The organism is Levilactobacillus koreensis JCM 16448, from assembly GCF_001435525.1.
GTDB lineage: Bacteria > Bacillota > Bacilli > Lactobacillales > Lactobacillaceae > Levilactobacillus > Levilactobacillus koreensis.
This window is the reverse complement of record NZ_AZDP01000064.1, coordinates 1-14,177: the sequence shown is the minus strand read 5'-3', so window position 1 is coordinate 14,177 and position 14,177 is coordinate 1. Positions and strand designations below refer to the sequence as shown.

At 50.7% G+C, this 14,177-nt stretch carries 11 protein-coding genes; 3 read left to right on the top strand and 8 right to left on the bottom strand.

All coding sequences use genetic code 11. The features are described 5' to 3' along the window. Positions 1-60: 60 nt before the first annotated feature. The 5 genes from FC99_RS05250 to FC99_RS05230 all read right to left on the bottom strand — a co-directional run bounded on the left by FC99_RS05250 (position 61) and on the right by FC99_RS05230 (position 5,619). Complete coding sequence (locus FC99_RS05250) at positions 61-1,281, bottom strand: RNA-guided endonuclease InsQ/TnpB family protein (RefSeq protein ID WP_048732198.1); 1,221 nt, start codon at positions 1,279-1,281, stop codon at positions 61-63. 233 nt (positions 1,282-1,514) lie between these two features. Beyond that, the gene (locus FC99_RS05245; protein WP_048732199.1) at positions 1,515-2,531 is read right to left on the bottom strand and encodes an L-threonylcarbamoyladenylate synthase; all 1,017 of its coding nucleotides are present in this window, start codon (positions 2,529-2,531) and stop codon (positions 1,515-1,517) included. A 20-nt stretch (positions 2,532-2,551) separates the two neighbouring features. Next, positions 2,552-3,394 carry a peptide chain release factor N(5)-glutamine methyltransferase gene (gene prmC, locus FC99_RS05240; protein ID WP_048732201.1) on the bottom strand — a complete coding sequence of 281 codons (843 nt, stop codon included), beginning with the start codon at positions 3,392-3,394 and terminating at the stop codon, positions 2,552-2,554. Then, positions 3,387-4,472, bottom strand: coding sequence for a peptide chain release factor 1 (prfA, locus tag FC99_RS05235; RefSeq protein ID WP_048732202.1), 1,086 nt, complete (start codon positions 4,470-4,472; stop codon positions 3,387-3,389). The genes prmC and prfA overlap by 8 nt, the downstream gene beginning before the upstream one ends. A gap of 556 nt (positions 4,473-5,028) precedes the next feature. Further along, positions 5,029-5,619, bottom strand: coding sequence for a thymidine kinase (locus tag FC99_RS05230; RefSeq protein WP_048732204.1), 591 nt, complete (start codon positions 5,617-5,619; stop codon positions 5,029-5,031). A gap of 205 nt (positions 5,620-5,824) precedes the next feature. Between FC99_RS05230 and FC99_RS05225 the strand changes: the two genes are divergently transcribed. Continuing rightward, complete coding sequence (locus FC99_RS05225; RefSeq protein ID WP_048732205.1) at positions 5,825-7,174, top strand: Mur ligase family protein; 1,350 nt, start codon at positions 5,825-5,827, stop codon at positions 7,172-7,174. After that, the gene (locus FC99_RS05220; protein ID WP_048732207.1) at positions 7,171-7,875 is read left to right on the top strand and encodes a type 1 glutamine amidotransferase; all 705 of its coding nucleotides are present in this window, start codon (positions 7,171-7,173) and stop codon (positions 7,873-7,875) included. The genes FC99_RS05225 and FC99_RS05220 overlap by 4 nt, the downstream gene beginning before the upstream one ends. Before the next feature lie 565 nt (positions 7,876-8,440). Here FC99_RS05220 and FC99_RS05215 read toward each other — a convergent pair. The 3 genes from FC99_RS05215 to FC99_RS05205 form a co-directional block, all read right to left on the bottom strand. Further along, entirely contained in the window at positions 8,441-9,451 is a 1,011-nt protein-coding gene (locus FC99_RS05215) for a serine hydrolase domain-containing protein (protein ID WP_048732209.1), read from the bottom strand. Positions 9,452-9,623: 172 nt separating this feature from the next. After that, positions 9,624-11,465 (bottom strand): ABC transporter ATP-binding protein, encoded by a 1,842-nt coding sequence (locus FC99_RS05210; RefSeq protein WP_048732210.1) that lies wholly within the window; start codon positions 11,463-11,465, stop codon positions 9,624-9,626. Beyond that, positions 11,458-13,191, bottom strand: a complete 1,734-nt coding sequence (locus FC99_RS05205) for an ABC transporter ATP-binding protein (protein ID WP_048732212.1) — start codon at positions 13,189-13,191, stop codon at positions 11,458-11,460. The genes FC99_RS05210 and FC99_RS05205 overlap by 8 nt, the downstream gene beginning before the upstream one ends. 560 nt (positions 13,192-13,751) lie before the next feature. Between FC99_RS05205 and FC99_RS05200 the strand changes: the two genes are divergently transcribed. Beyond that, positions 13,752-14,081, top strand: coding sequence for a hypothetical protein (locus tag FC99_RS05200; RefSeq protein ID WP_048732214.1), 330 nt, complete (start codon positions 13,752-13,754; stop codon positions 14,079-14,081). Positions 14,082-14,177: the final 96 nt, after the last annotated feature.

Below are 14,177 nucleotides of genomic sequence, written 5' to 3'. Positions count from 1 at the left end.
CTCCTACTCGTAGTGGCAACATCATCGGGTAATTGACGGCTACCCGTTTAACTGCCGGGTTTACCCAGCAGTTGTTAACTTCTTAATCTTTGGATATTTGACACCGTTTAACCAGTCTTGCCCAAGCATCGAGATATTCATAGCGCCTAATCGGTCATCATTACACCGATACTGGCATTGGGCACACCAATATTCGTGAGTTTTGTGATGGCGATTAGTCTTCTCAACTACCCCACACTTGGGGCATCTCTGAGAGGTGAAGGCTGAATTCACTTTCACAACGGCACTTTGAATAGCCTGAGCCTTGTACGTTAAGAAAGATTCTAGTTGGAAAAAGGACCAAGAACGATGGCTATTACGCAAGGACTTAGGCAAATCATCAGTGTTGAAGGTCACGTTGGTTAAGTCTTCCAAAACGAAAAGCGTATGCGAACCATATGCCGTAACGAGTGTCTTAGCTAGCCGATGATTCACATCGGTCATCCAGCGGTTCTCTCGTCGAGCTAGTTGCTTCAGCCTTTTCCTGGCAGACTTGGACCCTTTACCTTGCAGTTGTCGACGAATTTCTAAGAACTTTTTTCGCTTACGTAGAATCTTATGACCATCAAAGAACAACGTTTTTCCTTCACTATCAAAGACAGTTGCCAGGAAACGTAATCCACGATCAATCCCTACAATTTTGGGATTATCCTTAGTATCGAAATCACTAACTTCTTTCGTGATACCGATATGCAGAAACCACTTACCTTGACTGTGGACCAACTTGGCAGTCCCTAGCTTCCAGTCCTCGGCAAAGTATTTCTCAAAACCTTTGTTGGTAAACCCTAGCTTAGTCCGCTTATCTAGAGTGGTTATTGAGATTTGTTGCATCTTATCTACTAAAGAATAGTTACTCTGACGAACCAAGTCTGCTTGTGGTCGGCGAAACTGGATAGGTTGTACCAACCAAGTCAAATCTTTTGGAATCTGAATCCACTTATTTTCTTCGTTCTTGTAGTGGTAAGGATGTTGCTTCATCTGTTCTCGAACAGTCTTATACCGAGCCACTACTGTCCGAAAGACTGACTGAATCATCTGGCTATTGAGCGGTGATTCCTGCCTGAATTGTTTATACAGCTGGTGATTGATTTTTAACCAGCTTAACTGGAATACATGATCAAAAATCCATTGACTAACAACATTGGCTAACCGTTGATATTCCTGGCTCATCGCTAGAAATTGTTCTGCTTGATCAGTGTCTGGATAGAGTCTCATCTTGATTGTTCGCCCTAATTTAGCCAATGGATACCTCCCCTGTAGATTGGATTAAGTATATCATATTCAGACTCCAAGGGGAACGTACGTTTTAAAAAAGAAAATTAAGTTCTGGCATTCATCCCGCGATTAAAATCGCAGGTTTTCTGCTTAGCTTTTAATAAAGTGAAGAAACTCTAAGCCAATCAACATACACAGTTGCTATCAATTTCCCTATTAGAAAAAGCACGTCAGCCCTAACGACCAACGTGCCCATTTACTTACTTTTCGAAATGTTGTTGCCCAGCAGACTTGTTCAGACGGTTCATGTACGCTGCACCTAAGCCCTCGGCCGCAAAGCCTTGTGCCAGAATGCCCGTTACGGGTGACTCCAGGTCAAAATGACGGAGACCCGCAAACAGCCGGTGACTGGCACTGGCCATGTCAGCCCCTAGCGAAAAGGCTTCCGTGTTAGCCGGCAACTGGTTGGCCTTCAGAATGTGGTCTAACGCCATGACCCCAATCGTACCATCCTGTTGCGCTGCCCACGCCAATGCCGCTGGCCAGTCGGCTTCGTTGTCGACAATCGTGACCTGCGCGTTTGGCGCATAATGTTTGTACTTCATCCCGGGTGCCTTGGGAATCTCACCCTTGCCGACCTTGTGGTGGTTCGATTGAACTGTGCCGATTACGGCTTCCAGTTGTTTCTCGGTCACGCCACCCGGACGCAAGATCGTTGGAATTTCGGTCGACATATCGAGCACCGTCGATTCAACTCCGACTTGAGTTGGACCGTCATCCAAGATGCCAGCGATTTTACCGTTCAAATCATGATAGACGTGTTTCGCCAAGGTTGGACTAGGCTTACCCGACGTATTCGCAGAAGGCCCCACCAACGGCACACCAGCTGCCTTGATCAGATCCAAGGTCACCTGATTATCCGGATTACGAAAGGCCGCCGTGTTCAAGCCACCGGTGACCGCCTTCGATAATTTTCCGGGCTGTAGGGTAAAAATCAACGTTAAAGGCCCCGGCCAGAACGCCTTGATCAGCGCTTCGGCCTTGTCAGATAGTGGCTGAGCGTACTGCTTCACCGTATCCTCGCCCGTGACGTGAACGATCAGCGGGTTATCGCTGGGACGCCCCTTAGCAATGTAGACCTGTTTAACGGCCTGTTCGTTGGTGGCGTCAGCGCCTAAGCCATAGACGGTCTCGGTGGGAAAAGCCACCAATTGCCCCGCACGAATAGCGGCGGCCGCCTCATCAATTTCATTTGGTTGAAAAATCTTCGTTTCCATTAATTCCCTAATCTCCCATCCTAACTCTTCAATTGGACGCGTACCATCCGATCATGGCCGTTGATGTCCGTCTTGACCGTCACCGTAGCCCCGGGTAAGGCGGTCGCAAAAATGTCGCGCACCGCCGCGCCCTGCTGATAGCCAATTTCAGCGAAAAACTGACCAGCCGGTCGTAAGACCGTGGTCAGTTTGGCCGCAAAGCGACGATAGAACGCCAACCCGTGGTCATCCGCAAACAATGCCGAATCTGGTTCGTAACGTTTAACGGAGTCGTCCATGACGGGCAACTCCGCGCGGTCAATGTAGGGCGGGTTCGACACAACGATATCGAACCGTTGACCCTGAACCGGTTCCAACAGATCACCCACCGCAAACGTAACCGGTGCCTGTAGTCGCTGCGCATTCTGCTGCGCCACGGTAACGGCTGCCACAGAAACATCCGTCGCAGTGACTGCCCAATCCGGTCGCTCTGCCTTGATTGAAATGGCGATTGCTCCGCTACCCGTTCCCACGTCTAAGAGATCGGCTGTGGGCTTAGTGGTGCTCAATACCCATTCAACCAGCTCCTCCGTCTCTTGGCGGGGAATCAGCGTCGCCGGGGTCACCAGAAACTCTCGCCCGTAAAATGGTGCGCAACCCAAAATGTACTGGGCGGGCTCACCAGCGCAAACTCGTTTGATTTGGCTTTGATACGTCGCCGCCAACTCGGCAGGCACAGCATCGCGGTAATGCTGGATCAACGTGGTAAACGTCCACTGCCGCCCCTCCAGTAGCAAATACTGTGCCGCACTGGTATCCTGACCAGCCGCCTGCAGTTGTTGCTCAGCCGCCTTTAACAGCTGAAAAAAAGTCAGCTTAGCCATTGTTCTTCAAGTCTTCAAGCTTAGCGGCTTGGTCTGACAAGATCAAGGCGTCGATGATGTCGTCTAATTCACCGTTCATGATGCGGTCAAGCTTATTTAACGTTAACCCGATACGGTGATCGGTCACCCGGTTTTGCGGATAGTTGTAGGTCCGAATCCGTTCAGACCGGTCCCCAGTTCCCACCGCAGACTTCCGTTCCGCGTTGTAGGCACTTTCTTCTTGTTGTTTGTAGTAGTCGTAGACCCGCGCCCGTAAAATGGTCATGGCCTTGGCCCGGTTTTGCTGTTGTGACCGTTCATCTTGCATGGCAACGACGATCCCAGTTGGCAAGTGGGTCATCCGCACGGCAGAAGACGTCTTGTTGATATGTTGTCCACCGGCACCGGATGACCGGTAAACGTCGGTCCGAATATCCTTAGGGTCGATGTCGATATCAACATCTTCTTCTTCGGGCATTACCCCAACAGTCGCCGTACTGGTATGCACCCGACCGGCAGATTCGGTAACGGGGACCCGTTGCACACGGTGCGCCCCGTTTTCATATTTCAGCTTGGAGTAGACCTTATCACCGGAGATCATCATGACGATTTCCTTGAACCCACCCACTTCGGTGGCGTTCTCGTCAACGACTTCGATCGTCCAGCCTTGGCGTTCGGCGTACTTGGAGTACATGCTAAACAGGTCAGCAGCAAATAAGCTGGCTTCATCCCCACCAGCTGCCCCATGGATTTCCATGATGATGTTCTTGTCATCGTTCGGGTCCTTAGGCAAGAGTAGGACCTTGATGTCTTCCTCCAGCTTGGCCTTTTGCTCATTGAGGTCCTTCAATTCGTCTTTGACCATGGCGTCCATGTCGTCGTCGAGCTTTTCTCGCAACATTTCATCATCGTCGGCAATCTGCTTGGTCACGTCTTGGTACTGGTGATACTTGTCGACGGTCTCGCGCAATTCCCCTTCTTCTTTAGAGAGTGCCATGAACTTTTGCGTATCCGCAATCACTTCAGGGTCACTGATCAATTCATTTAATTCGTCGTAGCGGTCCGCCACGGCTTGGAGCTTGTCAAACATTTCGTCCATTCGATTTAACCTCGTTTCAATTTGTGGAACTACATTTTTATTATGTTATTTTACGTCAGTGCTGGACAACATGGTGGGTTCTTTCGCCTTACCGGCCGGCAGATATGGGCTGGAACGGTGCGGGCACCTGAGCCCATATCTGCCGACCTCTCGGCTTACTTTGGTGTTCTGTGGCAACACAACACTAGCTAATAACCATACTAGTTGTCATAAGCTATGCTGTATCTACTCGCTACTTACAGTTTCCAGTACCCGGTCATAGAAAAAATCAGCCTAAGCCGGAGGAGGCCAGGGATGTAGCCAGCCGTGGTAATATGCTTGGCTGGCAAAGCTAGCCAAGCATATGGGCGACTTTTAAGACACGTGATTTTCGTGGCTCAAAAGCGAGCGAGAAGACTAGTGCTTTTCCAGTCTGAAGCGTCCCCACAGCAGGCGGAATCCCTGGCAGCCGCAGTGCGACCAGCCAGAACAATCTATCTTTCAGTCTACATGTGATTTGCCTCAGAACTGCCAGTTTATCACATTTAGCCGGCCAAGCCGAGCTTATTTTTCACCGCTAGTCCTGCTTGCCGATTTTGTCTAATGGTGGATTGAAATAGTGACGCCGGCAAACTGGGTAGTAAGCCTCGTTGCCGCCGATTTGGACCTGTTCACCCTCGTAGACCGGCTTGTTGTCGTGGAAGCGTAAGTTCATGATGGCCTTCTTGGTACAGAACCAGCAGATGGTCTTCATTTCTTCTATTTTATCCGCGTACAGCATGAGGTACTTGGAGCCTTCGAACAATTCGTTACGAAAATCATTTTTCAGGCCAAAGGTCATCACTGGAATGTGTAAGTCATCAACGACCTTCGCTAATTGGAGCACGTGGGCCTTGGTTAGAAATTGAGCTTCATCGATCAACACACAGTTAGCTTGCGCGTCAATGCGTTGAATTTCATCGTACAGATTGGTCTCCTTAAAGATTGAGTGTGCCTTACGCTTGAGTCCGATCCGACTAGCAATGTAGCCGACCTCATCACGGGTATCCAGCCCACTGGTCATAATAATGACTCGCTTACCTTGTTCCTCGTAATTGTGAGCGACCTTCAGGATCTCAATGGTCTTCCCACTGTTCATTGCGCCATAACGGAAAAATAGCTGCGCCACGTTACTCCCACCTTTTTGACAGTTTCTATCTATTATAGCCGATTAGCTGGCAAAATTCGACCGTCACGCGAGCAAACTTTCCTTGCGATTTCCCAAAGTTCAAGCAAGGTCCTCCCCTAAACGCTTAAAAAATGCTAAAATTAAGGCTTGAATATTAAGGTACCCGACACTAAAAAATCTTGTCGCGATTAAGGAGCGAATATCCATGTCATTCAGAAGCGGCGTAGCCACCTTCGCGGGGAAATCCTCTTACTGGTTTCTCCACACGTTTCTTCACGGGGGAAGTTCTCTCCCAGGTAAAATTACATTAAAACTCGACCCCAACATTTTACGAACCCTGGGGGCCAAATACGACGTCATCGTCATCACCGGGACCAACGGGAAGACCCTGACGACCGCATTGACGGTGTCTGTGCTCCACGAAAAGTACCCGTCAATTTTGACCAACCCGACCGGTTCCAACATGGAGCAAGGCATCGTCACGACCTTTCTCAATGCCAAGAACCCTAAGACTGGCCGCCCACTAGCCGTCTTGGAAGTCGACGAGGCCAACGTTATCAAAGTCACACAGTACATTGAACCTAAGGGCTTTGTGTTCACCAACATTTTCCGTGATCAAATGGACCGCTACGGGGAAATCTACACCACCTACCAAAAGATTCTGGATGGCGTGGCGCTGGCACCGAACGCAACGATCATTGCCAACGGCGACTCCCCAATTTTCCACTCTAAGGAGCTCCCGAACCCGATTCAATATTACGGTTTCGATAACGAACCCGACAGTGACTTCAAGGCCAAGCCCAATACGGACGGGGTGTTGTGCCCCAACTGTGAGCACATTTTGCACTACCACTCTTTGACCTACAGCAACCAAGGCAAGTACTTCTGTCCAAACTGTGGGTTCTCACGGCCAGAGTTGACCTACCGCTTGACTAAGCTGGGCGAACAAACGCCAACCTCTTCGAAATTTGAGATCGACGGTCACCCCTTCAAGATTCAAGTCGGCGGGACCTACAACATCTATAATGCGCTAGCTGCCTATGCCGTCGGTCGTTTTATGGACGTTGAACCCGAACAGATTAGTGATGCTTTCAATGCCAACCAGCAGGTCTTCGGTCGGCAAGAAGTCATCGATGTCGATGGCAAACGAGTCACGATCATTCTGGTCAAGAACCCCGTGGGCCTCGACCAAGTGCTGCACATGATTGGCACGGACACACACCCATTTTCACTGGTTGGTCTGTTAAATGCCAATTACGCGGACGGAATCGACACCAGTTGGATCTGGGACGGTGACTTTGAACAGCTGACCGACCGAGACATTCCTGCCGTTATTACCGGTGGCGAACGGTATAAGGACATCACCTTCCGCCTAAAAGTCGCTGGGATTCCCGATGACAAGCATATCGTTGAACCCGACCTGGAAAAGGTGGTCGACCGGATCAAAAAGGTCCCAACCGAACGCGTTTACGTGCTGGCGACCTACACGGCCATGCTGCAACTACGAAAAATTTTAGCAACTAAGGGCTACATCAAGGAGGGTCTCGGCGTATGACTTACGAATTAAACGTCGCCCATCTGTACGGCGACCTCATGAACACTTACGGTGACGTCGGTAATATCCTGGCACTGAACTACTACGCTAAGCAAATGGACGTCCACTTAAACGTTAACGTCGTCAGCCTCGAGGACGACTTCAAGGCCGCCGACTATGACCTCGCCTTCTTCGGCGGTGGGCAGGACTTCGAACAGACCATCGTGTCTCAAGATATCCAGACCAAGAAGGCCGAACTGACCAAGTTTATTGAGTCGGATGGGCCCCTATTGGCCATCTGTGGTGGCTTCCAACTACTTGGCCACTACTACATTGGGGCCGACGGTGAAAAGTTGCCTGGCATTGGCGCGTTGGACCACTACACGTTGGCCCAAGACCACAACCGGTTCATCGGTAACATCGTCATTAAAAACCAAGAGACCGGCGAGACGTATCACGGCTTTGAAAACCACCAGGGCCGCACGTTCCTGGGTGATGGCGAACGTCCCCTGGGCAACGTGGTCTCTGGCAAAGGCAACAACGGCGAAGACGGCACGGAGGGCGCAATCTACAAGAACGTCTACTGCTCCTACTTCCACGGTCCGATTCTCACCAGAAACGGTGACATCGCCAAGCACCTGCTGGTGGCCGCACTGCGGCGGAAGTATCCGGATGCCGATTTCAGTCAACAGGAAGCTTTACCGATTCCCGCAACCTTCTAACGCAAACACAAAGGACGCTGTCCCAGTCATTTCTGACGGGACAACGTCCTTTTTCATATACTCAAGTTAGTTGGGCAGCACAGGCGTCCCCATCGCCTTACCGGCCGGCAGATATGGGCTGGAACGGTGCGGACACAACTCAGAGCCTCAAAAATCATGAGTCTCTGAGATTGGTCTTCTGCTAAGCCAGCAAAGAACGCTGCCTAAGCAGAACGACGCGCCTGAGCCCATATCTGCCGACCTCTCGGCTTACACTGATGTCCTATAACGACAAAATCAAATCTGATAAAAACTACAATTCCCGCAATCTGTCACCTATAATATTTCAAGATTTGACCACCTGTCGTGTTAACAGTCAATTGTAGTCGGAGGAAGGCAGGGATATAGCTAGCCGCGAAGGTGGCATTAGATAACGTTTCTGTCAGCTTACATCACGGGGACGACTTTGAAGACGTCTTCAAAGCGAGACAGAAGTCCGCTCCTCGTCTGAAGACGCCCCACTACAGCAGGCGGAATCCCTGACAGCCACAGTGCGCCATCCTCAGCAAGTTCAGACGTTAATCTACTACTTCTCAGCCAAGTAAGTGCCAATCACCGCGTTACGTTGGTCCAAGTATGGCAAGTTTGGCGCTACCGGATGGACCCGGTTCGTGAGGAACACCATGGCCTGCTGAACCTGCTGGTCAATGACCAGGTACGTGCCCGTGAAGCCGGAGTGCCAAATGACGCGGTGCGGCCGTGGCCACTGGGAGGCGGTCAGTGCCCAGCCCAGTGAGCGGCCGGCCTGTCCCGTTGGTGTCCAGTCTTCGGTTAGCCGATGAACCCACGTTGGCGGCAACACTGCTGGACAGGTCTCTGGGTGCAGATAGGCGTGGCAAAATGTCGCCAGATCCTTGGCCGTGCTGAATAGACCGGCTGAACCACACCGGCGTTGCAAGACGTAACCTTTGGGGTCGTGAACTTCACCACGCACCAATCCCCGTCCGGCTGTAATTGCCGTGGGCACGCACTTTTGCGGATCAGTCGGCGTAAACGTGCTGTGCGTCATCCCCAGGGGCTCTAAGACCCGCTGTTTCGCCGCCACCTGAATCGGCACACCCAAGACCCGCTCAACGATCCACCCCAAGAAGATGTAATTGACGTCCGCGTAGACCATTTTTCGATTAAACGTTGCCCCCACGTGCAGGTGAAGTAAGGCGTGCGTCAGGTCCGCTGCGTTTAGTTGGTTACGATTGGGGATGTACCCAACAATGCCCGACGTATGCGTCAACAAGTGACGTAACGTGACTCGGCTATCCTGCCATTCCGGTAGCCACTGCGACACCGGATCCGTCAGTTGGAGCCGTCCCTGGTCTAAGAGTTGTAGCACCACACTAAGCGTTCCCACAACTTTGGTCAGTGAGGCCACGTCATAGACCATCCCCGACCGTAAAATTTCTGGCTGGGGCACTAGCGCCGCTTGTCCCATTTCTCCAAGTTCCACACTATCGCCGTCGATCAACGCGTAGCTCACACCTGGGACAACCTTTTCTGTCACCAACCGCTGCAGCGCCGCCTTTGTTTGTGGATAAGTCATCGCCATCGCCTCTACTTTCTCTAGCCTTCATTGTACCCACAGCTGGACCGTGGACGCAATTCTCTAGTGAAAATGACAGTAAAAACTAAATTTTCTCGGCCGATTGACTCCGCGGCATATTAAAATGGGTGCCCCACCAAGACTGGTAGAACACCCATTTTTTTCTAAACGCTTAAGCCAAGTTATTCCCTGTAAACTGACTGTTGTACAGGTCGGCGTAGAACCCATTAGCAGCTAACAGGCTGTCATGGTTCCCCGTTTCAACGATGTGCCCATGATTCATGACCACAATGTTTTCGGCGTTTTGAATCGTGGATAACCGGTGCGCGACCACGAAGCTCGTCCGGCCAGCCAAGAGACGTTCCATGGCGTGCTGGATCAGCATTTCCGTCCGCGTGTCGACTGAACTCGTTGCCTCATCCAGGATCAACACATCGGGATCGGCCACGAAGGCCCGGGCAATCGTCAACAGCTGGCGTTGCCCTTGCGAAATGTTCGTTGCCGATTCATTCAGGATTGTATCGTACCCGTCTGGCAGCTGACGAATGAAGGTGTCGGCGTGGGCCGCCTTGGCTGCTTCGTAGACCTCGTCATCCGTCGCATCTTCACGACCATACTTGATGTTGTCGAAGATACTTCCGGTGAATAACCAGGTATCCTGGAGCACCATGGCAAAGTTCCGCCGTAAACCAGCCCGGTCAACGGCATTGGTGTTTTGGCCCCGGTACTTGATCTCCCCGGACTTTACATCGTAGAACCGCTCGAGCAGGTTGATAATGGTCGTCTTCCCAGCACCAGTTGGGCCAACGATGGCGACCATTTCACCAGGCTTGACCTTCAGATTGAAGTCAGCGATCAGTGGATTGTCTTCCACGTATTGGAAGGCCACGTCATCAAATTCGATGACGCTGTCCGCTGGCGTCGTTGCTGCTGGCACTTCAGCCGTCGCCGTGTCGGGCATGTCGTCCTCGTCCAAGACGGAGAAGATCCGTTCAGCAGACGCGATCGTCGCTTGAATCGTGTTGGTCAAGTTCGCCATTTGCGTAATGGGTTGGGAGAATTGGTTCGTGTATTGCAGGAAGGCCTGCACGTTCCCCAAACTAACCGTCCCATTAGCAACCTGAATCCCACCAATAACCGCAACGGCTAAGTAGTCCAGGTTCTTAACAAAGTTCATCAGTGGGAAGATCAAACTAGACACAAATTGTGCCTTCCAAGCTGACTGATAATACTTTTGGTTGTGCTCTTCAAATTCTTCTTGGGTCGCACCTTCGCGGTTGAAGGTCTTGACGACCGTATGACCAGCATAGGTTTCTTCAACCGTGTTGTTCAACAGTCCCAGGTTCTTCTGTTGGCTCGCGAAGAACCGTTGTGACTTAGGTGCCACGATCATGACCACCAGTAAACTCAGTGGTACGGAGATCAGGGCAACCAACGTCAACCAGCCACTAATGGTTAACATCATGTACAGCACCCCAAAGAAGGTCAGGACACTAGTCACCATTTGGGACAGCGTTTGTTGTAGCGTCCCACCAATGTTATCCATATCGTTCGCCATCCGGGACATCAGGTCCCCGTTGCTATGCGTATCGTAATAACTGATTGGCAGGCGTTGCATCTTTTGCTTCAAGTCGCGCCGTAACCGGTAGACCACCTTTTGCGAGATCCAGCTCATGATCAACTGTTGAACGACCCCGAACAGGGCGGCTCCGGCATACATGATGCCGACGACCAACAGAATATGCCCGATCTTACTAAAATCGATTGGGAAGCCATGAATGCCGATCCCGGCTTTTAGCTCGGCCTGGCCCTTCATCACACCCTTAAAGAGTTCCGTGGTGGCTTCCCCTAAGATTTTCGGTGTCTTGATCTGAAGAATCACCGAGACCACGGCGAAGACTAAGACGATGAAGATACCGGGGAGCCAACGCTTCATGTATCGGAACAACCGGAAAGTCGTTCCCCAAAATTTTTGTGGCCGCTGTTTCGTAGCGGCGCCGCGTCCATTACGCATCGACGACGTCCCCCTTTCGGAGTTGTGAATCCAGAATTTCTTGGTAAGTTTCGTTATTTGCTTTCAGTTCATCGTGCGTCCCTTGACCGACGATCTTACCGCCGTCAATGACTAAGATCAGGTCGGCGTCGGCCACCGTAGATACCCGTTGGGCGACGATAACGGTCACACCAGCCTGAACTTGATCGTCCTTACGCAATTCTTGACGTAACAGCGAGTCCGTCTTGAAATCCAAGGCAGAGAAGGAGTCGTCAAAAATGTAGACGCTAGCACGCTTCAAAATCGTCCGTGCAATGACCAGCCGTTGCCGTTGTCCACCGGAGAAGTTGTCCCCGTTTTGTTCAACGGTCATGTCCAAGCCACCCTCTTCTTTGATGAAGTCGCTGGCTTGAGCCACGTCCAAGGCGTGCCAAATTTGGTCATCGGTCGCGTCAGGCATCCCGAAGACCATGTTGCTACGAACCGTTCCCGAGAACAGCACCGCTTGTTGTTGCGTGATGGAAATAGCATTGTGCAACGCCTTTTGGCTAACCGCCGTCAGTGGCGTACCGTTCAGTTTAATTTGCCCACTTTCGGGATCAAACAGTCGTGGAATCAGGTTGACCAGCGTCGATTTCCCAGAACCGGTCCCCCCAATGATTGCCACGGTCTGACCGGCCGTCGCGTTAAAGTTCACGTCGGCTAGCGCTAATTTCTCAGCACCCGTGTAACGGAAATTGACGTGGTCAAAGGTCAAGCTAGCTTGGCCCTGCGTCAAATCAACCGGTGCATCGGCATCGTTGATTTTGGACTTCAAGTCCATGACTTCATTGATCCGTGCCGCGGAAGCTTGTGCCCGGGGAACGAAGACAAAGACCATGGAAACCATCATGAAGCTAATCAATAGTTGCGTTGCATAAGTCATGAATGCAACCAGATTCCCGACCTCGAGCGCTTGGCTCCCAATCAGTTGACCGCCATACCAGACAATACCGATGTTGGTACCACTCACGATCAACGTGATAATTGGGAACATCAGCGAAACGATCATGAAGACCTTAATCCCAGTTTGGGTATAGTCTTGGTTGGCGCCTTCAAACTGGTCCTGTTCAAACTTATCTTGGTTGAACGCCCGAATGACCCGGACACCAGTCAATCCTTCACGGAAGACCAAGTTGATCCGGTCGATCTTCTTTTGGAGACTCTTAAATAACGGCACGGCAAAAACCATGACGCCGCCAGTGAAAATTGCCAGTACTGGCAAGGCCACTAAGAAGACCAGCGTTAACCGTGGACTCTTGACGTAGGCTAAGACACCAGCACCAATTAACATGATTGGTGCCATCAGCATCATCCGTAGCATTTGGACCATGACGTTTTGAATCTGAACCACGTCGTTGGTCGTCCGGGTAATCAGTGAGGCATTCCCCACCGTTTCAAACTCTTCGGTCGAGGCAAACGTTACTTTTTTAAAGAGGCTGGTCCGAATCCGTTGCCCCATCTTCTGCGACTGTGTTGACGCATAGTAAACGTTACCTGCCGCACCCAGCACACCGATGAAGCTCAGAAGTAGCATCTGACCACCGGTGCGCCAGATGTAGCCAATATCATTGTTCGCAATCCCTTTATCAATGATATTAGAGGTTAGTGTTGGCAACGATAAATCACAGGCAACCTGAATAATCATAAAACCCACCGCAAGGACTACTGCCCACCAGTCCAAGTGTTTACGGGCAAGTCGCATCATTGAATTTTGGCCTTCTTTCTATACTGTACACTCTGTAAAAGTTTCAAAACTGCATATGCGATAATTATACTCTGCTAAACTCGGTTTGCAATAAAGGATTACTCGCAAATCGACCTTGTTCACACCTCCTAATTAATGCGTCAGTTAAATTGATTCGTTACTACAATTAATTTTAAATGCTACGGGTCCTGCAGCGGGTTATGCCCACCCGTGATTGCCAGAGCTATCCCCGGTTGTAGCCACCGATGCCGCTGATTGATCACCGCCGCGAACAATGTCGACACCCCACGACTCAATATCTCACGGCTTGCAGCAGGTCACTGCATATGAAATAGCTATCAGCGACCTGTGTATGACCAGAATAATTCCGAGGTAGGCCATTGACATCATTTCGGGTACTGTCGATAATAAATTTACTAATTTAGCGGTCATCTACACCATTTTCTCAATCAACGCCGCCACTCGACCAGCTCCCCCAATCGGTTAATTGACTAAACATCCCACTGGTAAAGCTAAAAATATTTGTTACAATAGTAGACACCGAAGGGAGACAGAAAACTGTGGCGAGCAACTCTGATTCAATCTATAATGTCTTAACCTACATTCATCGACATCCGCAACAGGTCCGGTTCATTCGGCAACGCAACAGCAACGTCATCACCATTGGCGTCCCCGATACGGTACCGGTCGCTAACGCTGACATTTACTTTCCAGCGGGCCACCTGCTGGTCAACCGGATGGATGAAGACTTTTTAGCTAAAAACGGGGATCTCCTCAATACGTTCTTTGACCAGACACGCACGTCTAAGCTAGACTATCGCGATGTCTGGATCACCACTGGCTACGTGCCAGATGAACAGACCTATTTGGTCGAGCTCTCATTTGAATAACCGTTTATCCAGTGCAAATTAAAGGGACCATGGAAGTTGAGGCTATACTCCTACTTAGGTAGACAAGCAAATAATCAAAGCTTGTTTACTTAGGGA

Coding starts and splice junctions, on each gene's coding strand:
- FC99_RS05245 (WP_048732199.1), bottom strand. CDS start 2,531: ATGGAAACGAAGATTTTTCAACCAAATGAAATTGATGAGGCGGCCGCC.
- FC99_RS05210 (WP_048732210.1), bottom strand. CDS start 11,465: ATGCGTAATGGACGCGGCGCCGCTACGAAACAGCGGCCACAAAAATTT.
- FC99_RS05220 (WP_048732207.1), top strand. CDS start 7,171: ATGACTTACGAATTAAACGTCGCCCATCTGTACGGCGACCTCATGAAC.
- prfA (WP_048732202.1), bottom strand. CDS start 4,472: ATGGACGAAATGTTTGACAAGCTCCAAGCCGTGGCGGACCGCTACGAC.
- FC99_RS05225 (WP_048732205.1), top strand. CDS start 5,825: ATGTCATTCAGAAGCGGCGTAGCCACCTTCGCGGGGAAATCCTCTTAC.
- FC99_RS05215 (WP_048732209.1), bottom strand. CDS start 9,451: ATGACTTATCCACAAACAAAGGCGGCGCTGCAGCGGTTGGTGACAGAA.
- prmC (WP_048732201.1), bottom strand. CDS start 3,394: ATGGCTAAGCTGACTTTTTTTCAGCTGTTAAAGGCGGCTGAGCAACAA.
- FC99_RS05205 (WP_048732212.1), bottom strand. CDS start 13,191: ATGATGCGACTTGCCCGTAAACACTTGGACTGGTGGGCAGTAGTCCTT.